This window comes from Paenibacillus monticola (assembly GCF_009664975.1).
Taxonomy (GTDB): Bacteria; Bacillota; Bacilli; order Paenibacillales; family Paenibacillaceae; genus Paenibacillus_AQ; species Paenibacillus_AQ monticola.
In genome coordinates this window covers 833,988-856,448 of record NZ_WJXB01000002.1, presented here as the reverse complement: position 1 = coordinate 856,448, position 22,461 = coordinate 833,988, and the positions used below count along the sequence as shown (strand labels likewise).

Genomic DNA, 22,461 nt, shown 5'->3' with positions numbered 1-22,461 from the left:
TAACACCTCATTTTGCAAGCGGATACCTATTCAGGTTGTTAAGACTTGCTTGTTTAAGATTTAGGTATGCTTTCTGCTGATAGCAGCGGAGAGAAAGGAACGATTGCGGAAAAGCGGAGCGTTCGCCTTTGTCTCCGGATTTAGACCGCTAAGGGATAATTCAATAAATCTGGAGACAACAGCGATTGAAGCAACGTTCCGTTCACGGAGCGTCCGCATAAAGCACCTACATAACTCTTAAGACAGGAGGCCTGTCGAGCAATCAACCCTTAACAGCCCCAGCCACAACACCCTTAACAATATACTTTTGCAGGAAGATGAACACCACGATGGATGGCAGCACGGCCATTACCATGGCGGTCATTGCATATTGCCAATCTGAGGTATATTGCCCAACGAAGGTGTAGGCGGCCAGCGTTAGAGTTTTTGTATCCGGCGAGCCATTGACCATAAGCAGTGGGAGCAGGAAGTCATTCCAGATCCACATTACGTCGATAATGACGATAGTTGTTGTAACGGATTTCAGTAGTGGGAAGATGACACTAAAGAACAGGCGGAAGCCGGAAGCTCCATCAATCGTCGCACTTTCATCAATTTCCAAGGGGATCCCTTTGACAAAGCCATGGTAGATGAACACGGCGAGTGGAGCGCCAAAGCCCCAATACAGTAAGCCTAGACCCCAAGTGCTTTCAGACAAACCAATTTTCTTGGCGATTTGCAGCACGGTCAACATGATCGATTGGAACGGAATCAGCATCGGCATGATGCACAGGAAGTAGAAGATTCCGCTCAGTCTGTTTTTCGTCCGAGCCAGCTTATAGGCTGCAATAGAAGAGACGAACACGATGCCCAGAAGGCCGATAACAGTAATTACCAGATTGTTCATGAACAGTTTGGGATAGTTGATAAACTGCCAAACGTATGAATAGTTACTGAACACCAGATGTTTTGGCAACGCGATTACATCGGTCATAACCTCGCTAAAGCTTTTAAAGGAATTGAGAATGGTCAGGAACAGCGGATATAAGAACAGAAGAGAGAGAAGGACCATAACAACCTCTACAACGATTCGACCTGTCTTGTTGTTATTTTTATTCATTATGCTTCAACCTCTCTTCGTTTGAAGAATGCCAACTGCAGGATGGTAACAACCAGCACGGCTAAGAATAGAATTAACGCTTTAGCTGTACCGTATCCATACAGATTATTCTGGAAGGTATCCCGGTAAATATCGTAAGCGATACTATAAGTTGTTCCACCAGGGCCGCCTCCGGTTAGTGACAGAATGACGTCAAATACCTTAATGGAGTTGGTCAGGGCCATGAACACCGAAATGGTGATCGATGGTGCCAGCAATGGAAGAGTAATACTGAAGAATTTTCTCATAGGACCTGCGCCGTCAACGGTGGCTGCTTCCTTGAGATCCTCAGGTACAGATTGCAGGCCGGCAATGTAGATGACCAGATAAAAACCGATCGACTGCCAAATCGAGACCAGCAGTATGGAGATAAAGGCAAGTCCCGGCGTCCCCAGCCAGCTTAGGGCGAATACAGACCAGCCTGTACTTTCTCCGAGCGAGTTGAAGCCCTGCATGAAGATGAACTTCCAAATGAAGCCGACAATAACAAGACTTAAGATGTAGGGAATGAAAAAGGCTGCTCTCAGCCAAGGTGTAGTCTTAAGCTTCATATCCAGGACGACTGCAAGCAGAATAGCGAGTACATTAACGAGAACAATGTACAGTACCGCATACTTTACAGTGAACCAGGCTGAATCGGCGAAATTCGTATCCCCCGTAAAGATTTGTTTGAAATTATCAAGTCCAACAAATACGGGATTCTTGGAGATTCCGTTCCATTTAGTCATGGAATAGCGGACGGTCATGGCAAACGGAATGTAGAATGCTACAGCGATACAGATCAGAACCGGGAGTGTGAATATCCCGAACTCTATTTTCTCGCGCCATTTTCTGCCGAGTGTTTTTAACATGGATGCACCTCTTCTTGATTTGTTGGGTGGGAGTGTATTCCGTTTAGTCTATATTGTGTATTATAGAGCAGTCCCCTATACTCAAAAATGGATTTAAGAGTACAGTTAGGGGTAAAAAGGTGAACTCAAATTTGATAGAGCAAGGAGGCGCCTGTCATTATTAAGAATTCGATACTGAAGCTGTTTGAACCTTTACTGGAGCGTGTATCACGCAGGCTGGCGAATAAGCTTATTCTCCTGTTCACAATTATCATTATTATGGTAGTGACCTCATTAACGTTTATCTCCTACGGAATGCTGCAGAAGGAGTCAGTGAATAACAGTATTGCCAGTACAAGCAACAATCTGCTGCTGGTGGGACGCAATCTGGAAAGCTATCTGGATGGGATCGAGCAATTGTCCCTGCCGCAAATATCATACGATGAGATTACCTACGCGATTCTGCACGAATCAGAGGATTATGCCTCGAAGATGTATGTGGAGGATTATTTGAAGAAGCTGTACTTCTCCCGTGAGGATCTGGAATCCATCTATCTGTACGTGATCAAAGAGCATAAATATTATTATGTCACCAAAGAGAGCTACAATATTACAGTACGGGTGGCAGAACATCCTTCTATTGAGAACCTTCCTTGGTATAAAAGAGCACTGGAAAGCCCGTTCAACCGTTCTTACCAGTCTTTTGTGGAAGAAGAATCTCCGCAGAATAGTGAAGATTATTACGTAAATACAGATAAAAGCTTCATGGGATACCATCGGGTGCTGCGCTCCATTGTTTCCAGAGAGCCGCAGGCGGTTTTATCTCTGTACTTCAATTCTACGGTAACGAATGAGATAATGAAGGATATCCCTTTCAGTGAGGGACAGCATTTGATGTATGTCAGCCCGGATAATCAGCCTTTCTTTGTAGATGATCTGAAATTCTATAAGCAGAGCGAAGCGGGGGGATTGTTTACTCATCTAACCACGGCTGCAGGTGGACGTTTTACATGGTCGGATAGCGAACAGAAGTATCTGGTTATTTATAACAATAGTAAAAAAGAGAACTGGAAGCTCATTAAGCCCATTCCCTACAAAGAGATTTATGAAGCTGCTACAACGACTCGTAAATTAAATTACCTTATAGGTTTTTTGTTTCTAATTGTCTCTGTAGTCCTTGTCAGCTATACATCCAACAAAATCACGAATCCATTAAAGAATCTGTCGCTACAGATGAAGCGATTCAGTACAGGCAGTTTCGAAGCTGAGGCGCTGGTGGAGGGGAACGATGAGATAGCTTACCTGTCACGCCACTTCAATAAGATGGTGGAGAAGACGAATGAGCTGATTAATGAACGCTACAAGATGAAGATAGTGGAGAAGAACGCTGTATTAAAAGCTTTGGAGGCGGAGATTAATCCCCATTTCTTATATAATGCGCTGCAAGCTATCTCCACGATGGCCCTTAAAAACAATAATGATGATATTGTCGATATGATTGATAATCTGGCTTTAACCTTAAGATATTGTGTGAGCGGCAAGGATGTTGTTCAAGCCAAAGAAGAATTGAAGCATATTGAACGTTATTTGGCTCTGCAGAAGGCCCGTTTCGGAAACAGAATGCAGGTGGCTTATCGCTGGGACGAGAATCTAATGGGGCTGGAAATTCCAAAGTTGTCTATTCAGACACTGGTGGAGAATTGCATTAAGCATGCGCTGGAGAAAGTCTCGAGTACAATCACAATAACGATTGAGGCACGAGTGACTGCCAACCATTCGATCATCTCTGTGTTGGACAATGGGCCAGGCTTCAGCCGGGAGCGGCTGGAACGGGTGCGAAATTCATTGCAGCTTCAATGGGAGGAGCAGGATGAAGACAGCGTGGCTGAGAATGACATGCAAAGTATTGGACTGAAGAATTTGAATACACGCTTGAAGCTTCTATATGGAGCAGAGGCAGGACTGTTCATTACGAGTAATCTTTATGGGACGAACATGGAAATGCGAATACCGCGGGGAGGGCTGGGACATGTATAAAATACTAATCATAGATGATGAAGAGCCGCTGCGCGAAGCGATAAATATTCTTGGCGACTGGAAGGGTCTTGGCGTCGATCAAGTGCTTGAGGCTACAGACGGCAATGTTGGACTGGCTATGCTGCGTCAGCATAAGATTGATATTGCCTTGGTGGACATGAAGATGCCGGAGTTGAACGGGAGTGAACTACTACAGATCATAGAACTTGAATTTCCAAATCTGCTGACGATTGTGGTCAGTGGTTATAATGATTTTGAATATACCCGCCAAGCTATTCGCTCCAAGGTTGTCGATTATTTACTGAAGCCGGTTAATCGTGTGGATCTCAATGCCGCACTGCGTAAAGGAATTGATATGCTGGAGGCCAAACGCGAGAAAGAGAGCGAGTTCATTAACAAGAACATTACGCTCAATATGTCCATTCCGAAGCTAAAAGAGAAGATGTATCTCTCAATCATTGGCCGCAGCTTCAAGAATCAGTCGAATGAAGCCTTCCTGCCGCTAATTGGTGCAGATCGAGCAGGTAATTATTTTGCAGCAGGTGTGCTGCGAGTGCTTAATCTGGAGCAGGTGCGTAAAGACCGATTTCATGAGGATCGTGATTTACTGCATTTTGCCGTGACCAATGTGATTAATGAGAATAACGATGCACAATTTAAGGCCTTTAGCTTTGCAAGCCATAAGGGGGAACGGGAATTTATCGTTATCTTCACGATGACAGGCGGCTATGTGGAAGATGCAGCCTTTCTCTCCCTTCATCATATGAAGAAAGTGACCTCTACGCTGAAGGAGCTATTCGGTATTGTCTCTGCAGGTGGAATTGGCGAGCCTTATGGCGATATCACGGATATTGCCAATTCTTATGAGAGTGCCAAATCCTCTCTAGATGGAATTGACCTGTTAAAGCTAAAAGGGATTGCAGTTATGAACAGCAGTACTGATAAATCACTTACTAAAGATAGTCCTTCGCTGACGGGGCGTATGCCGCTAATCCGCAATGCTCTGGAGAACGGGAACATCAGCCATGCCAAAAGTATTTTATTTGAATTTACGAAAAGATGGAATTCCTCAGAGCATTTTAGTCTGGGAGAAGCGGACAGAACCATTCAGGAATTCTTTATTTTGCTAAATGATATCGCTATAGATCTGGATGCTGTGCCTGAGCAACTCCAGAACGGAAAAGACAAGGGACTGCACGGACTTGGCATTAGTGTCGACTTTGCTTCTTTTGGACAATTTGAGATCGTGCTGAATGATATCTTGGATTGCTATGCTAACAGCTTCAGCAAGTCGCTTGCCGGAAACCGTAGCAGTGTGCTGGAAAATATTAAAGCATACATTGATAACCATTATTTTGAGAATATTAAAATATCGATGTTTACGGATAAGTATTTCCTGAGCAGAGAGTACTTGATGAAGCTGTTCAAGGGTCAGTATGGCTACGGCATTCACGAGTATGTGCAAAAGGTGAGAATGGACAAGGCGAAGGATATGCTATCTGACTCCAGCTTGAAAATTCAGGACATATCCGAAATGCTGGGATACAAGGACAAGAACTATTTCAGTAAGGCGTTCCGGAATTACTACGAATGTTCCCCTACTGAATATCGAATCCAGCTTTTGGGGGTGGAAAAGTGAAACGGTTACATGAACACACTTTTTTACCCTTATAAGTTCACTTATGTACATTCTTATCCTTTTCCATTTTCATTAGAATAACACCAAGACCACAAGATGCATAAGGAAAAGGGGGCAACATCATGTTAAAGAGATTTACAGCACTATCTGCAAGTTTGCTGCTCGTTGGCGGTCTATTGGCCGGCTGCGGAGGAAATAATAACGCTGCTAATAATACGGCCGCAACAAATGAAGCTGGAGCAGAGAACACTGCAGCGACAGATTCTACCAAGCCGGTTACGATCAATATGTTTACCGCGTCTCCTGAATACACGGATGCTTTTAATGCTTACATTGCCGAGTACAAGAAGGTTAAGCCGAATGTAACGATTAATCTGGAAATTATGCAGGCCGACTACAATACAGTACTTAAATCCAAAATTGCTGCCGGAAGCACGCCTGACGTATTCCAAACTACGGCTGGCGGCGATATCGATACTTTTGCGGAATACAGTGCCGATCTTACTAACGAACCACTGGCAGCGGCTATGACCGATGCTGTTCGCGCTAACATGAGTTCAAAAGACGGTAAGGTACTTGGACTTCCTGTAAAAGGAAACTTGTTCGTACTGATGTACAATAAAAAACTTCTGGCCGATGCCGGAATTACGGAGCTTCCAAAAACAACCGCGCAAATGGATGATGCGATTACTAAGCTAGAAGCGAAGGGAATTACACCTTTTGCCAACGCTTATAAAGAGTGGTGGGTATGGAAGCACATCTTCCAACACTTCGTGGATGCAGCTGCCATTGATGCTGGTACGGACGCTAAAACGCTGGTAGGCGATTTCATCGCTGGAAAAACTACCTTTGCGGATCACCCTGTGCTGAACGATAACTTCTTCAATTTCATTGATACTACTGTCAAACACGGAACAGACAAACCACTGGAACGGGACAGCAATGCTGAAGTCAGCGACTTTGCACTTGGCAAAGCAGCATTTATGACAGGTAAAGGCGCATGGGATGAAGAAGCAATCAAGAAGATTACGCCTGACTTTGATCTGGGAATCATGGGTTACCCTGTCAGCGACAAAGCGGAACAGTCCACAATCATTACCGGTGCCGATCAGGCGCTGCGTATTAACAAGGATTCTGCTGTAGCTCCTGAAACCATTGAATTCTTTAACTGGCTGTATACTTCTGAATACGGCAAGAATTGGTTCTCTGCTGTAGCAAAGGTTATTCCTCCAATCCAGGATGCTCCGATGCCTGACCTGCAAATGCCACAAGAAATGGCGGAAATTCTGAAAACAGAGAAATCCGGCGACCTGTCGGTTAACTACTCTCTGGATACGTTCCACCAGAAATTCGGTGAATTGATGCAGGCTTATATTGGTGGAAGCAAGACTAAAGAACAAGCTATCACCGAAATTCAAAAAGCTTGGATTCAATTCGGATCAGCTGCACAATAACTAATATTCGTTAAGATTCGGGGCGGTCTCCAAGTAAGATTCATTACTGGAGAACCGCCTCTTTCTATGTGTATATAATGAGAACTTTGGGAGGCTAAGATTAGATTATGAGCAGTAATAGGATTGAAATAACGGAAAATGGACTTTATCTTGTCCTTGAGATTACCGCAGACCAAGATGTTCAATTGCTCCATTTCGGAGCTGGACCCTTGGAGGCTGGGGTCATAGCAGATAAGCATAAACCGGGTTTTCGGCTGCTGGAGCTGCAATTATCAGGGGAGGATCGGGCTGAATATCACGGGCGCACCCATCGTGCTTCTTATCCTGGACTTCGTATGATTTATGACGGTCATAGTGACACTGTGAATGAACTGGGGCGTAAGTTTGAACTCGCGCTGATTGACCCCGTAACCCGCTTGAAGGCGGTCCAGCATTTTCAGTTCTATCAAGGCATTCAAATCGTACGTTGCTGGACGGTATTGAGAAATGAAGGTGAAGCTGCAACAGCGGTAGAATATATATCTTCCTTTGCGCTCACTGGAGTGGATAAAGAGGGATCTGAGGACCGCAACGACAAAATAGAGGTAACTATTGCTCATAGCGGCTGGCAGAGCGAGCTGCAATGGCGGACCTATAGTCTGCCGGAGCTGGGGATGTCTCACCTGTCTGACCGGGGATCGAAACGGATCGCCTGCAGTAATACAGGTTCTTGGTCCGCAGCGGAGTTGCTGCCTATGGCTGTCCTGCATAATAAAGAGAGTGGGACAAGCCTGTTCTGGCAGATCGAGCATAACGGTTCTTGGCATTGGGAATTAACGGATCAATTCGATCAGCTTACCCTTTTGGTTAGCGGACCGACCGAAAGTGACAACCATTGGTGGGTGAACCTTGAACCGGGCGAAGATTTCACTTCAGTGCCTGTTGCTGTCGGATCCGTTCAGGGTGAATTTCAGACTGCGATCGAACAGCTGACTGCTTACCGTCGTGTTATTCGTAGACCTAATGAGGATAATGAGCTTTTACGGATTATTTTCAATGATTACATGAATTGTCTATGGGGTGATCCCACGACAGAGAAGCTCCTGCCTTTGATCGATGCGGCTGCTGATGTGGGTTGCGAATATTTCTGCATTGATGCAGGCTGGTATGCACCCGGAGAGTGGTGGGATGGGGTTGGGCAATGGGAACCGTCGATGGAGCGTTTCCCAGAAGGAATCAAATATGTCCTAGATTATATTCGCAGCAATGGGATGATTCCCGGCCTGTGGCTGGAGCTGGAGGTTATGGGCATTCAGAGTCCGAAGCTTGCGGAGACAGATGACAGCTGGTTCTTTATGCGCCATGGCAAACGGGTCAAAGATCGCAGCCGCTATCAGCTGGATTACCGCAATCCGCATGTAATTGACCATGCAAATAGTGTCATTACCAGATTAGTGGAAGAATACGGTGTGGGTTATATCAAGATGGATTACAACATTAATTCAGGCATGGGTACGGAAACCGATTCGGATAGCTTCGGAGACGGTCTGCTGCAGCATAATCGGGCCTATCTTGGCTGGTTGGATAGCATCTTTGCACGTTACCCTAAACTTGTTATAGAGAATTGTTCGAGCGGCGGGATGCGGATGGATTATGCCATGCTTAGCCGGCACAGCATCCAGTCTACCAGCGACCAAGAGGATTATGTACAGTATGCGGCGATTGCCGCCGCTTCTCCCGCTGCGCTGACTCCAGAGCAGTCAGCGGTTTGGTCCTATCCTTTGCGGGAAGGTGACGACGAGGAAGTAATCTTTAATATGGTCAACGCGCTGCTGCTTCGTGTGCATCAGAGTGGCCATTTGGCCGAGCTGAGCCCACGGCGTAGAGAGCTGGTGAAGGAAGCTTTGGATTATTACAAAGTTATCCGCGGAGACATTGCAATGTCTACACCGTTCTGGCCGCTAGGCTTGCCTGACGCATCCGGGGAGTGGGTCAGCTTTGGACTACGGCACGGCGAGCGTCGTTATCTCGCGGTATGGCGGATCGCTGGCGAAGCTGCAGCTGTCCAGCTGCCCATTGGAGAGCTGAAGGGCCTTGATCTGTCCGTGAACTGTGCCTACCCACAGGAGCATAGCTCCACTTGGGAGTGGAATAAGGTTGAGGGTATCCTTAATGTTACTCTTCCGGCAGGGAAGACGGCCAGATTGTTTGAGCTTTGTTCCTAAATCAGTAATCAAAAATCCCTATAATGGGAAAAAGGATACCCCGTCTATTTTGGCCTCAGCAGAAGCCACAGGAGACAGGGTGTTTTTTTATAAAAATATAAGTATTATTTAAAAAAATATATGAAAATAAATTTATTATTTGTCGAATTAAAGCTAAACTTATTGAATATTTTGTCGATATATATCAAAAGATGTTGAAATAAAATTGACAGGAAAGAAATAGCACTTTACAATGCAAGTATGGCATAATCATTACTACTTTATAGAAGCTTTGAAAGCTTTTAACACGAATGATTATATAAGTATTATTTCAAGGAGGATGCATAATGATGAAAGCAACAGGAATTGTAAGAAAAGTGGATGAACTGGGACGTATCGTGATTCCGATTGAACTACGCAGAACGATGGGAATTGACATAAAAGACCCGCTTGAGATTTTCGTGGATGGAGAAAAAATCATTCTTAGAAAATACGAGCCTACTTGTATCTTCTCCGGAAGTGCAGAGAATCTCATCAACTTCAAAGGTAAGATGGTTAGTAAAGATGTTCTCGATGAACTGATTTCAAGCTTTGACACTATTTAATCATATCTTAAATTAGCAACGAGCATAAACAATGCAAATAGGGACCGGCTGCAAGCACAGAAACGTGTTTGCCAGCCGGTCCTTTTTTCTGTTCTATTCTGCTCGTTTAAGCGAAATCAAGTTCCAGCACCCGTTGTATCTCTTTAATAAAAGCTGCATACTGTGCCAAACCCAGCTCCATACACATTTTCTGGTAAGTGCCTAGTTTAGTATCCAGCTTTTTTAACTTTTGCTCCAGATCGTCGAACATGGTCTGCTTCTCTTCCATGGCCTGTCGAAGCAATTTCTCTACGGTTTCTTTATCGGTCATATCTCCAAAATACAGATGCATAAAAAAGTCTGAACGCAGCACTTCCTTCTCTACCGGTCCATGCAGATAGGTCTGAAAGCGTTCTGTTCCTGTACTTGTAATGGTAAATACATTTTTGTCAGGCTTGCCTTCCTGTCGCACCGATTCTTTGGTTATTAGCTTAAGACCTTCCATCTTGCTCAGGGTAGGATAGATAGTGCCATAGCTGGCATCAAAGAAGAAGGAGAAATACTCCTCGAAATGCTGCTTGATCTCGTAGCCGGAATGGGGCTTTTTATTTAGTATTCCCAGAATGACATCTTGTATGTTCATAATAGCCGCCCCTCCTTTCTATATTCACTACCATATCACAACTCCATAGTTTGCCTCAATTTGATAGGTCATGAATCAAGGTCTTTTCGGGCTCTTTGGTGATCTTCGGTTCCCGGCGAATGAAAGTCAGGAAGATGCTGAGTGCAACAGCCACGGCTCCGATAGCTATAAGGGCAAGCACATTCTGCCCCACTCCTGACCCGCCAATGACGAGGTCAAGCATTCCATTTACTGCATAGTAAGCAGGGAAGAATTGTCCAATCCAGCTATAGAAGGGAGAGAGTAGGTCCCTTGGGATTGTTGCTCCCGAGGACAACATCTGAATGGAGAGGAGGGCGATATTTAACCAAGCGCCGGCATCCCCGAGCAGGATAAGACTGAGTTGGGCAATGCTCATACAGGAGATAATAACAATGAATTCGAACATCCACATCGCCATGAACCCAAGACTGGATGGGATGCCAAGCCAATGAATCATTGAAGTGCCAATCAGAGAGGTTATAAAGGCAGTTGCCCCGAGCAAAATAAAACGGGCGCTCAGTCTCTGCCACTTTCCAGCTTGCAGTGATAAGTTCGAGGAAGCTCGGTTCAGGTTCATGGCTAATAACATAGATCCAGTGAAGGAAGCCGTAACAATCATTAAGGGCACCATCGTTTGTGCAAAGTTGGTCGCAGGATTAATGATTTGTACATCAGAAGTCACCCGGTCACCCGTGCTGTTCCTGATTATCTTCGCCTGAGCTTCCGGAAGCTTCATTCCGATTAAGGTCTGGTTGAGGGAAGAGCTGCTACTCTCCGTATTCAGCGCCGCTGTAACTTTAAGCGCTACGGTCTGCATCACATTGCTTACCATTTGCGGATTAGACTCATTTAAGAAATAGCGGATCTCGGCATGGCCGGAAGGATCACTAATTTGCCCAGTGAATCCTTGGGGGATATTAATAATCAGACGAATTTCACGACTCTCCAGAGCATCCTTTGCTTCAGCCAGTGTAAGATTCTTCTTGATCTCGAATTTCAGCGACTCTGAAATTCCGTCAGCAATAGGCTGTGCAGCAGCGCCGTCTTCATTCACAATAGCTATGGGCAATTGAGTCACCCGATCTGTTACATGATCATAACCCGTAATCCAGATTAAGCTGAAAAAGACTTGGAATAATATGGCTGTGATGATACCGACTATAGTGACAGGCTGTTTAAGAAACTGAAACAATAATTTACTGTTCATTTTGAACTCCTCCTTCATATATCAATATGTAATATGATAATACGAAATATATCATGCTGATATATAAATGACAAGAGGTGATTTACATTTTACTGTTTCCGGAGTGCTTGAACTTGGCCTTAGCCTAGACAATTCAAAGTGATTTCCTATATCATAGGCATAAAAGAAGTTAAGAGGGGAAGATTCGTTAGATGACTAACCTGAAGCTAAAGAAGCCAGAAGCTATAATATTTGATATGGATGGAACGTTGTTCCAGACAGAAAGTCTGTTATTGCCTGCATACCACAAGATGTTTGATATTCTGCGGGAGGAAGGTCTGTATTCAGGCCCCACACCACCTGAGGAACGCATTCTGGGCAGCCTGGGCATGTTACTGTCACAAATATGGAAGAATGTAATGCCAGAAGCGGATGAAGCAGTTCACCAGCGGGCTGATCAACTGCTGCTGCAGTTGGAGATCGAAGGACTTGAAGCAGGTGAGACACAACTGTATCCGTTGGTAGTGGAAACACTGAGCGCGCTTAAAGGACGCGGAGTACGGCTATTCGTTGCCAGCAACGGACTGCAGGATTACATTCACAGCATCGTAGTGGTTCATGAGATGAAGGAGCTGTTCGAGGGATTGTACAGCGCGGGAGGACAAGGAACGGCAACCAAGGTTGATCTGCTGCGGATTCTGCTTGAGGAGCAAGGAATTAGCAATGCCTGGATGGTAGGGGACCGCTCGTCCGATGTTGAAGCAGGCAAAGGGAACGGACAGATTGTAATCGGTTGTAGCTATGCGGGCTTTGGGAAGCAGGATGAACTTAAAGGCTCTGATGTGATCATTACATCTTTTGATGAACTGACTAGCTTGTATGACAGTGCAGAGTAGAAGTTAAACCAGACTATGCAACTTGAATGGCTTACACTCGATGTGGACGCTCCGCGAACGGACCGTTGTTCCAATCGCAATAATTGGACCCACCCTTCTCAGACAGAGAGAAGGATGGGCCTTTTTGTGTGGATAGTCTTGCAACTTCTTAGGCTGCTTTCTTCGGACTGGTTTTCATTTTTTGTAATTTACGTTGTTTTTGTATCTTTGGACGCTGTAATGATTTTTTCTTCCCAATATTATTTTTTGCGTTTCGTAACTTTTTGCGTTTTCCTTTCAGAGTTCTATTCAACAAGGTATTTATTGCCTTGCGCTTTACCGTAGATTTTCGTAATCTTCGTTTGCTTCTCCGCTTTTTTCTCACTTTAGGCTTTGAAGCTATAGTTGTACTAAAGGAATTGACTAACCCTGGAACTTTAACAATAAGGTTATCGCTTGATGCAGTACCTGTGTTTGAAGCGGGTTCATTAGGTTGTTGTGCATGTACGGTTGAAGGAACTGGAATGAGCCCTTGTACTGGATCGTTAGCAGGCAACGGTGGGTCCTCCAAAAGAGAGGCCGTTGGAGGCGGATCACTCCTTTCTATTGGCTGAACGTCGGCTTCGACGCTCGCAGGGATGAAGACAAGTTCATTGCTGGTTTGCGGAGACTCTGCAGATTCCAAAGGAGATGTCGTGAAGCTGTTTAGAGCTTCGTCCTGAACGTCTGCCATAACTTCAGTAGTTGTGGCCTGTTCCGCTTCCCTGGTAGTTGATTCACTTGGGGATTGATAAAAATAGATTGCGTCGCCTAGAACAGCGTTATGGATCAGTTCATCCGCAATTTGGATCACTTGCTCGAAGCGGCCTCCGACTTGTTCAAAGGCCTCCATCGACGAGATGGGATGGAGTGTTATCCCCCGGCGCAAGTAAACAGTAGGTCCGGAACCCTTGAAGAATTCACCAAGTAGAAGAGGATTGTTAACATCGATCTGAGGAATCAAAGTATCCATCGTCTCGCTGAGATGATTGATATTACGTTCGAACGCAGCAAGACCAAACACTTGTTCAGCCTGCAAATAGTTTTGCATACCAATCTCAGTTAAATGCTGTTCATTTCCGAGCAGCTTCGCTATTGTTTGGGAGAGTAAGGTCACGTCTCCCTTGGGTACCAGAAACTCTTCATTATGGGTCTGGATCATAATTTCGGAGAGCCCGCCCGATGCATAAGCAACCACCGGTTTCGCAAAAGCAAGTCCTTCGAGTGCTGTCATTCCAAAACCCTCATCACCGATGCTGGGTACAACCAGAATATCAAGTGCCGGATAAATTTGATCGATATTCAGCTCGAAAGGATGAAAGATAAATCTTGAAGGGTCAACGGTTGCCGCGATAAGCCGTTTGCATTCCTCTACATAATTCTGATTCGCTAACTCTTGGCTGCCGACAATGAGATATCTTGTATTTGGGAATTTGGACATCAGAATATGAGCCATCATAATAAACTCCGCAATACCTTTATGAGGGGCTAACATTGCCGTAACAACACCGATCAGCAGCTCCTGTTGCGCCACACCGTATTTTTCCCTAAATGTATAACGATGCTGAATACATCTTTCTGTATCTAAGGCTGAACGGTCCCATGTTGGATTGATTAGCAGCGTTTTCTCTTCCAGTTGAGCACCTGTATACGGGGTTAAGACAGCTTCTGATATCCCAATGATATAAGTAGAATACCGATTTACGGTTTGCACAGATGATATCTGATATTCTCCCGGGTACATGACTTCAGTAAGAATCCATGCTGTGGGAATGCCAATTTGTGTTGCTGCCAAGGCTGGCAAAGCGGCTACAATCGTATTGACAATGATCCAATCAGGTCTATGCATATGGAGGAAATTTATTAAATGGTGATAGAACTTACTCTGTTGGAGCGCATCCAGTTCCCTTTTTGTGGAGGCGGAAGCTTGATAAAGCGACCATGATAGTGGATAGTCTGCAATGACGATATTAATGGACAGGGCCTCAGCCTCGATCGAAAGGATGCCAGGTTGGGGCACAACAAGCCAAACCTCATGCTGGCGGGCTAATATTTTGCCGATGGAAAGGAGCATCTTCTCCGCACCCGTGATACGTCCTGGATCGCTGATATGGGAGAATAACATGACTTTTGGTTTTGAGGTCACAGACTGCATACCTGTCATGTTGCCACAAGTATGCTTTTTCACCTCCTTCTTATAAGTAATGTAATATATGTAGACTCTATCTCCGCCCGTCACGACGGTTTGCTCAGGAGAAATGCCCATTTTCAGTAAAAAACCGGTCTCCAAGGGAGCCGGTTCACCTAAAATTACGCAACGAGTACACTTCAAACAATATTTGGCCCTTTGAGACAACTATCGAAGATAGGCTGCGGAAGAAGAATTGGTTTTTGCAAATGCCACTTATATTTCACAAGTTCAGCTACAGTGGGGATTGGACGCAACCGTCCTCCTTCGGCATAATATTGGCCTTGTTCAGGATCCATGTACAGACGATAATCAATCAATTCATGATTTTCCAGTACATTGGAGTCGATTGGCACACTCAAGGGAAAGTAAGCCAACTGCTCCGCTGTTAGCAGAACAGCTTCTTCGGTCCGATACCCTAAACGTTTAAAGGATAAATAGTCGACGAAAGGGTAACGCAATCCATGGCTGATGAGGTACATTCCGTCATCGGTACTCCGTGCGATAAAGACGTCGGGGTAATGACTAGGAATGAGGCCATCATTGATCAGTGTCTCGCCTACCGGGAGAAGTGCGAGTTGGTCATCCGTGATCTGGACCACTTGTTCCATACGAAATCCGAAGGCATAAAAGTCTTCAAGTGAACAGATGGGCTGTTTGTTTCCTTGTTCAACTTTGTACACCTCTCCTCGGGTATTGCAGACAAGTATGCCTGAGGGAGGCGTAGGTTCAGCGGAAGGATGATGGGGGTGTGGAGCAGCATAGCTGCCTGGCAGGAAATTCTCATCCAACGTATAAATCAATCGATCCGGATTAAACCCCCATTTTTTTAAAAATACACGACGATTGTTCATCGCAAAAGAATTCATATCAATGGAGTTGGATAGAAAGCTTGCATTGCCTACATGATGAACATAGGTATCGCTAGCAATCACTAGTCGCCTTCCAGCTTTCAAAGCTCGATAGCAGAAATCAATATCCTCATAGCCCCCACGCAAGAAGGATTCGTCCAAGCCCCCAATCTGATGATACAACTGCTGATGGAATAACATGCAGAATCCACTAATAGCTGTAGCATCCCGCCATATTGAGGCATTGGACCGGTTGAAAGATTCAGCAAAGCGATGATATTCTTCATAGGTTGGATATGATGCGGGATATCGCTGCTGTGGAATTACTAGATTGGACATGGGACCCACAATACCTACCTCAGGTGAGCTTGTGAGCACAGTCATTAAATTTCCGAGCCAGCGATGGGAGACGACGGTGTCGTTATTCAAGAGAAGAATATAATCTCCAGAAGAAGCGGCCATTCCTTGATTACTAGCGCGGGAAAATCCCAGATTCCGTTCGTTTTCTATAAAGTACAGATCTTTACGGTCACGTAAATGAGCCTGAGTCCCATCGGTCGATCCATTATCAATACAGATGATTTCATATGGAATCTCCGTATAATTCAAAATACTATGCAAACATCGCTCGGTTAAGTTCCAGTTGTTCAACGTCAAAATAACAATACTGACTAACATCTGCTCCCCCCAACCTTGTTGTCATTTTTGAGATTACAGTGCTTATACAGACACTCCGAGATATTTCAGCATGCCTATGAAATTTGTTGCATACGTGTAGGGGCTAAAAGAGGCCTCCATTAGTGCTCTGCCTTGAGTCCGGATGGACTCCCGAAGCGGTCCTCTCATGAGCTCAAGACTTTCTTTAACAGCCTGTTCGAAATTGCCTAATGGATAAAACTTCCCGGTTACGTTATGGGAAATAAATGAACGTACACCATCGGAATCGGTACTGAGAACAGGGCACCTACAGCTGATTGCTTCAGCAACCGCATATCCGAAGCCCTCCATAATGGATGTGGATAACAATAAGCCACGGGATTCACCAATGATAGATAAATAATCAGCCATTTGCTCATGCGCGATATTGGAGAATATATCGATTTTTTTGCTTAGTCCCAAGCGTTTGACTGCATTGAGGTAAGCGAGACGCTCCGATTCAAGCGATAGATTGGAGTCTTCAAAAAACCACAGACGAAGCTGAGACTCATGTAAGGAAATTCGATAAACAATTTCCAGACATTCTTGCCAGTTCTTGTTGGGTTCAAGTCGGCCTACCCAGCCAATGATGGGATAGGGGGGGGGAGTGTGCTCCCGGTACTGAAATTTAGTCGTATCCAAACAATTAGGAAAACAAAAATGAAGCTTTGTCGGAAATCTGGATAACAAGTGGATCAAGTGAGAAGTAGGAGGATATAACAAGGCATCTGCGTACGCCAGAATATAAGGCGTGGCCTCCGTGATGACACTTTCCGCCTGTTCCAACGTTCCAAGCCCTTGTACTTCATAGATTAAGGAGCCTGTATAACCCAATAGACGAAACTTTTCCAATAACATAAAATTGGAGGAGACAACCACAGCCTGAAAGGATTCAGTGGAGAGCAAATGGCGAATCTCGTTATCATTTTCGGTTACATGTGTCGGGCAAGTCGCCATATTTTGCAGTCCTGCTCCATAACGTTCATATAGAAGATGACAGTCAACACCTTGTTTGCGTAACTCTTCCGTCCGAGTTCGATTCAGGGTGTCCATTCCGCCACTCGGTAGGATGTAGCTTAATAGAACTTTCAATCGGCTCCCTCCTTAGTAGACTGCTTCTCCATACCATATGTGGCGGCAAGGAGAATTGGATGTACGGATAACCAATACAGTGAAAGAAGTTACTGTTAACTTCCCATCCCAAAGCAGCTACGAGTCCACAACTATAAACTGCACTATGCATATGTTATAAGACTTGATAAATAAGAGAGGTGTGCGGATTGGCAAAAGTATCGGTGATTATACCGTTTTATAACTGTAAATATGTAGATCAGGCTATAGATAGTGTACTAAAACAAACCTTCTCGGATATAGAAATCATTCTGGTAGATGACGGTTCTACGATGTATACAGAGAAATTATTTCCTTATTTAGATCGGATTCATTGTATAAGACAGATAAATGGCGGAACCGCTTGTGCGCTGAATCGTGGCCTTCAAACGGTTAAAGGGGAGTATGTGGCCTGGCTTAGCTCGGACGATTTATTTTACCCGGATAAAATTAAGCGTCAGGTCGAGTTCATGGAACAACGCAATGCAGCATTCTGCTATACAGATTACCATGTCATTAATGAACGAAGTCAAATCATCCAGCATGATGCGACGGCAAAATTTCGCACGTTTCGTTCATTCATAGAAGCATTTACGAGCTACTGTCCAATCAATGGATGTACGGTCATGATGAAAAGCTCGATTATCAAGCAAATTGGATATTTCAATGAAACGCTCACCTATACCCATGATTATGATTTTTGGGTGCGTTTGTTATTAGAGAAAGAGAATATGTATTATATGAATGAACCGCTAACCGCGTATCGCCGGCATGAAGAGATGGGGACCATCCGGCATTTGGGCAGTATCCAAATTGAACTTGAGAAAGTGAAGGTCAACTATTTCAATGAGTTTCAGGGATTATTGGCGAATTATTAACAATATCACACCCGAAAACCTCCGAATTCGCCACAGAAGACGGACTTGGAGGTTATTTTATTGTGGAAATTACTACTTGCTTTTAATATCGTTATAACGTAATATTACGATATAAAGATTATTTGCGAAGAGGTGAACAGCTCCATGGATAATAATTTTAAAGCCTACAATGAAGCCGCTGATCTATTAAAAGCTTTGGCTCACCCCGTCCGATTGTGCATTGTAAGAGGACTGATCGAGAAGTCGTCCTGCAATGTTACCTATATGCAGGAGTGTTTGGATCTGCCGCAATCTACAGTATCCCAACATCTGCAGAAGCTGCGCAGTATGGGAATCGTTGAAGCAGATCGTAAGGGTCTTGAGGTTAACTATTCAGTCACCAATGAAAGAGTCAAGCAGATCATAGAAATCATGTTCAAGGAGGAAATTAATAATGAGTAACAAAGTTCTGATCGTCGGTGGAGTGGCCGGTGGCGCATCTGCAGCAGCAAGGTTGCGCCGCTTGGATGAAGATGCACAGATCGTGATGTTTGAGAGAGATCCCTATATCTCGTTTGCCAACTGTGGGCTCCCTTATTATATTGGGGATTCCATCAAAGACCGTTCAAAGTTACTGGTGCAGACACCCGAAGGCATGTACCAACGCTTTAACATCGATGTTCGAATCGAAAGTGAAGTAATGGGGATCGATCCAGTGAACAAAAGAGTTCGTGTCCGCAGCAAGGAACGTGGCGAATATATGGAAAGCTACGATTCTTTGATTCTTTCGCCGGGGGCCAAACCGCTTCGCCCGAATTTACCCGGTATTGAAAGTACCCGAATTCATACACTTCGGAACATCCCTGATACGGACCGAATCAAAAAACGAGTGACAGAAGAAAGAATCCGTTCAGCGGTTGTCATTGGTGGAGGCTTCATCGGTGTGGAAATGGCTGAGAACTTAAAGGAAATTGGATTGGAAGTGACCTTGGTCGAAGGCGGAACGCAAATTTTGGCCCCCTTTGATAGGGAAATGTCCTCTGCTTTATCCAAGGAACTGGAAGAGAATGGCGTTAGCCTATTATTGTCGCAAAGCGTGCAGTCGTTTCGGGATACAGATGATCAGATCGAAGTGTATCTAGCAAGCGGTACGGTACTAGTCAGCGATATGGTTATTCTAGCGATTGGTGTAGCGCCGGACACCGCTTTTTTAAGAGACAGTGGAATGGAATTGGGCCCGCGGGGCCATATCATCGTCAATGACAAGCTGGCAACAAACTTGAACAATGTGTATGCCGTTGGGGATGCGGTAGAAGTCACAGATTTCGTGAATGGCAAGAAAACCGCTATCCCACTGGCTGGCCCAGCCAACAAACAAGGGCGAATCGCAGCGGACAACGTGTGTGGGTTGGAGACGACTTTTAAGGGGACCCAGGGAACCTCCATAATCAAGGTATTCGGCCTGACTGGCGCATCTACCGGAAACAACGAGAAGACCTTGCAGCGGCTGGAGATTCCTTACCGTGTATCCTATGTTCATCCGAATTCTCATGCGTCTTACTATCCTGGAGCCACGCCGCTTTCCCTTAAACTTTTGTTTAACGATGCAGGAACGGTGCTGGGAGCGCAAGCCGTCGGCTTCGATGGCGTAGACAAACGAATTGACGATATCGCCACGGTTATCCGGTTTCGGGGAACGGTTACGGACTTGACAGAACTTGAGTTGGCTTATGCTCCTCCGTATTCTTCTGCCAAAGATCCAGTTAATATGGCTGGTTATACGGCAGAAAACATTCTGACAGGCAAAACGGAGGTATTCGTCCCACAGGATTTAGAGACGCGAAATGTGGAATCCACGCAACTGATAGACGTTCGGTCCGAGATGGAGCATGCCAATGGGAATATTCCAGGTTCGCTGCTTATTCCAGTGGATGAACTTCGCGCAAGACTGCAGGAATTGGACCCGGCCAAAGAAATTTGGGTTTACTGTCAGGTAGGCTTGCGGGGATATACAGCTTCTAGAATTCTCACTCAAAAAGGGTATAAGGTGCGTAATCTGACTGGGGGCTACAAAACCTACCAAATGGCTACTTACAAGCCAGGAAGCAGCATGAATCAATCTTTTGAACCTATACAAGTCATCCAACCCTCCCTCATAGAAACGAAGTTGGATATCGCCAAAGTGAATGATGCTGTGCTTCGAGTCGACGCGGAGCTGGATGCCTGCGGACTATGTTGCCCAGGACCTCTGATTCAGGTGAAGCAGAAGATGGATCAGCTTATGGCAGGACAGGTGCTGCACGTAACGGCATCCGATCCGGGCTTTTACGAAGATATTCAATCGTGGGCCGTCATGTCCCGAAATCGGATGATTAAGGTAAGTAAATCTGCCAATGGCATTATTGAAGCCTACCTATGCAAGGAACCGCCTGAGCTGAAAGATGCTTCTAAACCAACTCTCTCAACGCCTGAAGGCAGTACGATGGTCGTCTTCAGCGGCGATCTCGATAAGGCGATTGCTTCGTTCATCATTGCGAATGGTGCGGCAGCGAGTGGTAAGAAAGTAACGATGTTCTTCACCTTCTGGGGCTTGAATGTGATACGGAAGTCTGCTAAAGTCCCAGTTTCCAAGAGCCTCGTTGGACATATGTTTGGTGCTATGATGCCTCGGGGCAGCCGTAAATTGTCGCTCTCCAAAATGAATATGCTGGGCATGGGCGCCAAGATGATTCGCGGCGTCATGAAGAGCAACAATGTTTTTTCCCTTGAAGAACTGATCGATACAGCTATTGGCCAGGGCGTTGAAATCGTAGCTTGTCAAATGTCTATGGATGTTATGGGCATTAAGGAACAGGAACTGATCGATGGCGTTCTGATCGGTGGAGTGGGCTATTACCTCGGCAAGGCAGATCAAGCTGGCATTAATCTTTTTATATGACAACAGATAATAAAAAAAGTGAAGGAGAGAACAACGATGGCATTTAAGATCCCTAAAGAAATTAATCCTCAACAGGTTGCGAAACGTCTAAAGGCAGGAGAGTCCCTGATAATGGTGGACGTTCGTGAGCTTGCAGAATGGGCGGATGGACATATAGTAGGTGCCAAACATATCCCGCTTGGACAGTTAATGGAACGGCTGGGTGAGTTGGACCCGAAGCGTGAAACTCTTGTGATGTGCCGAAGTGGCAGCCGAAGCGGTCTTGCCTGTGAGATGCTGAGTGAGAAAGGCTATAATGTTGTGAATATGACCGGCGGACTGAGTGCTTGGACGGATGAATCACTGTGGGAACAATAAGGAGAAGATAATCATGTCTATTCTGTATCTGCTGTTAGCCCTAATAATCATTTGGGCCTTACGTCAGGCTTGGCCCGTAAACTCCCTTTCCTATGTGGATGTCCATAGGGTCAGACAAGGCATAGAAATACCAGCAACGGTAAAATTAGTTGATATCCGAGATGCGGTGGAGTATCAGAAAGACAACGTTCGTGGGTCAATGAATATTTCTCTCGGTCGGCTGCCTTACGTGTGGAACAAGGGTCTCTCACCAGAGGACTCTGTCCTGATTCTTGCGGATAATCCCTGCAAAAGCAATAAAGCTGCGAGAATTCTTCACAAGCGGGGATTTCGAAATATGTATAGCATAAACGGTGATTTTTTACTTAACAAAACAACGCTGTCTGAACTAATAGCGAAAGGGTGAACAATAACTTGGAAATAGGTACAGTTATTAATGTTGCTATCTTAGTACTTCTTGTCTGGTTTGGCTTTTCCCGTCTTCGGCCAGCTAAAGGATTAAGAACACTGAAATCGAATGAGTTTAAGAGCGAAATGGAACAACTCAAAAATAGGTTGCTGCTCGATGTCCGGGAACAGAATGAATACAAGCGAGGATATATTCCTAATGCGAAGAACATCCCGTTATCCCAGTTACAGCAGCGACTCGGAGAAATCCCGAAGGAGCAAGATATTCTGCTCTACTGTCAAAGCGGCATGCGTAGTAAGAATGCGGCACGAGTTCTTCAGAAGCACGGTTATACCCGACTTGCTCACTTGCGGGGCGGAGTTAGTACTTGGAGTGGTAAGTTAACACGGAGCTAGAGAGGGTGTAACAAAAGGGACGGCTGATGAA

The 22,461-nt window shown here is 45.1% G+C and carries 19 protein-coding genes; 12 read left to right on the top strand and 7 right to left on the bottom strand.

What is annotated here, in order from left to right; translation table 11 throughout:
* Positions 1-262: 262 nt before the first annotated feature.
* Together GJB61_RS08365 and GJB61_RS08360 are read right to left on the bottom strand one after the other, a co-directional pair.
* Positions 263-1,099 (bottom strand): carbohydrate ABC transporter permease, encoded by an 837-nt coding sequence (locus GJB61_RS08365; RefSeq protein ID WP_154117997.1) that lies wholly within the window; start codon positions 1,097-1,099, stop codon positions 263-265.
* Positions 1,099-1,989, bottom strand: coding sequence for a carbohydrate ABC transporter permease (locus GJB61_RS08360; RefSeq protein WP_154117996.1), 891 nt, complete (start codon positions 1,987-1,989; stop codon positions 1,099-1,101). The genes GJB61_RS08365 and GJB61_RS08360 overlap by 1 nt, the downstream gene beginning before the upstream one ends.
* 258 nt (positions 1,990-2,247) lie before the next feature.
* On the opposite strand from GJB61_RS08360, the gene GJB61_RS08355 reads away from it, so the two are divergent.
* From GJB61_RS08355 to GJB61_RS08335, 5 genes are all read left to right on the top strand, one after another.
* Entirely contained in the window at positions 2,248-4,005 is a 1,758-nt protein-coding gene (locus GJB61_RS08355; protein ID WP_154117995.1) for a cache domain-containing sensor histidine kinase, read from the top strand.
* On the top strand, positions 3,998-5,644 hold the full coding sequence (locus tag GJB61_RS08350; RefSeq protein ID WP_154117994.1) for a response regulator transcription factor: 1,647 nt from the start codon (positions 3,998-4,000) through the stop codon (positions 5,642-5,644). Before GJB61_RS08355 ends, GJB61_RS08350 begins: the two co-directional genes overlap by 8 nt.
* Before the next feature lie 122 nt (positions 5,645-5,766).
* Positions 5,767-7,098 (top strand): ABC transporter substrate-binding protein, encoded by a 1,332-nt coding sequence (locus tag GJB61_RS08345; protein WP_154117993.1) that lies wholly within the window; start codon positions 5,767-5,769, stop codon positions 7,096-7,098.
* Between the two features lie 107 nt (positions 7,099-7,205).
* Positions 7,206-9,302, top strand: a complete 2,097-nt coding sequence (locus GJB61_RS08340; RefSeq protein WP_154117992.1) for a glycoside hydrolase family 36 protein — start codon at positions 7,206-7,208, stop codon at positions 9,300-9,302.
* A gap of 326 nt (positions 9,303-9,628) precedes the next feature.
* Positions 9,629-9,886: an AbrB/MazE/SpoVT family DNA-binding domain-containing protein gene (locus GJB61_RS08335; RefSeq protein ID WP_195724278.1), complete on the top strand. Its 258-nt coding sequence runs from the start codon at positions 9,629-9,631 to the stop codon at positions 9,884-9,886.
* Between the two features lie 106 nt (positions 9,887-9,992).
* Here GJB61_RS08335 and GJB61_RS08330 read toward each other — a convergent pair whose 3' ends face one another.
* Positions 9,993-10,508 (bottom strand): PadR family transcriptional regulator, encoded by a 516-nt coding sequence (locus tag GJB61_RS08330; RefSeq protein WP_154117991.1) that lies wholly within the window; start codon positions 10,506-10,508, stop codon positions 9,993-9,995.
* A gap of 55 nt (positions 10,509-10,563) precedes the next feature.
* A complete protein-coding gene (locus GJB61_RS08325; protein ID WP_195724277.1) occupies positions 10,564-11,736 on the bottom strand; it encodes a YhgE/Pip domain-containing protein in 1,173 nt (390 codons plus the stop codon).
* Positions 11,737-11,927: 191 nt separating this feature from the next.
* On the opposite strand from GJB61_RS08325, the gene GJB61_RS08320 reads away from it, so the two are divergent.
* A complete protein-coding gene (locus GJB61_RS08320) occupies positions 11,928-12,611 on the top strand; it encodes an HAD family hydrolase (RefSeq protein ID WP_154117989.1) in 684 nt (227 codons plus the stop codon).
* A gap of 148 nt (positions 12,612-12,759) precedes the next feature.
* Here the strand turns inward: GJB61_RS08320 and GJB61_RS08315 are convergent, their stop codons facing one another.
* From GJB61_RS08315 to GJB61_RS08305, 3 genes are all read right to left on the bottom strand, one after another.
* Entirely contained in the window at positions 12,760-14,793 is a 2,034-nt protein-coding gene (locus GJB61_RS08315) for a glycosyltransferase family 4 protein (RefSeq protein ID WP_229521533.1), read from the bottom strand.
* A gap of 164 nt (positions 14,794-14,957) precedes the next feature.
* On the bottom strand, positions 14,958-16,346 hold the full coding sequence (locus GJB61_RS08310; RefSeq protein WP_154117988.1) for a glycosyltransferase family 2 protein: 1,389 nt from the start codon (positions 16,344-16,346) through the stop codon (positions 14,958-14,960).
* Between the two features lie 42 nt (positions 16,347-16,388).
* The gene (locus GJB61_RS08305) at positions 16,389-17,456 is read right to left on the bottom strand and encodes a glycosyltransferase family 4 protein (RefSeq protein ID WP_154117987.1); all 1,068 of its coding nucleotides are present in this window, start codon (positions 17,454-17,456) and stop codon (positions 16,389-16,391) included.
* Between the two features lie 188 nt (positions 17,457-17,644).
* Between GJB61_RS08305 and GJB61_RS08300 the strand changes: the two genes are divergently transcribed.
* The 6 genes from GJB61_RS08300 (at position 17,645) to GJB61_RS08275 (ending at position 22,430) form a co-directional block, all read left to right on the top strand.
* On the top strand, positions 17,645-18,352 hold the full coding sequence (locus GJB61_RS08300) for a glycosyltransferase (RefSeq protein WP_154117986.1): 708 nt from the start codon (positions 17,645-17,647) through the stop codon (positions 18,350-18,352).
* Between the two features lie 144 nt (positions 18,353-18,496).
* Positions 18,497-18,793 (top strand): ArsR/SmtB family transcription factor, encoded by a 297-nt coding sequence (locus tag GJB61_RS08295; RefSeq protein ID WP_154117985.1) that lies wholly within the window; start codon positions 18,497-18,499, stop codon positions 18,791-18,793.
* Positions 18,786-21,269, top strand: coding sequence for an FAD-dependent oxidoreductase (locus GJB61_RS08290; protein ID WP_154117984.1), 2,484 nt, complete (start codon positions 18,786-18,788; stop codon positions 21,267-21,269). The genes GJB61_RS08295 and GJB61_RS08290 overlap by 8 nt, the downstream gene beginning before the upstream one ends.
* Positions 21,270-21,305: 36 nt before the next feature.
* Positions 21,306-21,626 carry a rhodanese-like domain-containing protein gene (locus GJB61_RS08285; RefSeq protein WP_154117983.1) on the top strand — a complete coding sequence of 107 codons (321 nt, stop codon included), beginning with the start codon at positions 21,306-21,308 and terminating at the stop codon, positions 21,624-21,626.
* 13 nt (positions 21,627-21,639) lie between these two features.
* The gene (locus GJB61_RS08280; protein ID WP_195724276.1) at positions 21,640-22,032 is read left to right on the top strand and encodes a rhodanese-like domain-containing protein; all 393 of its coding nucleotides are present in this window, start codon (positions 21,640-21,642) and stop codon (positions 22,030-22,032) included.
* 8 nt (positions 22,033-22,040) lie between these two features.
* Positions 22,041-22,430, top strand: coding sequence for a rhodanese-like domain-containing protein (locus tag GJB61_RS08275; RefSeq protein WP_229521532.1), 390 nt, complete (start codon positions 22,041-22,043; stop codon positions 22,428-22,430).
* Positions 22,431-22,461 lie beyond the last annotated feature (31 nt).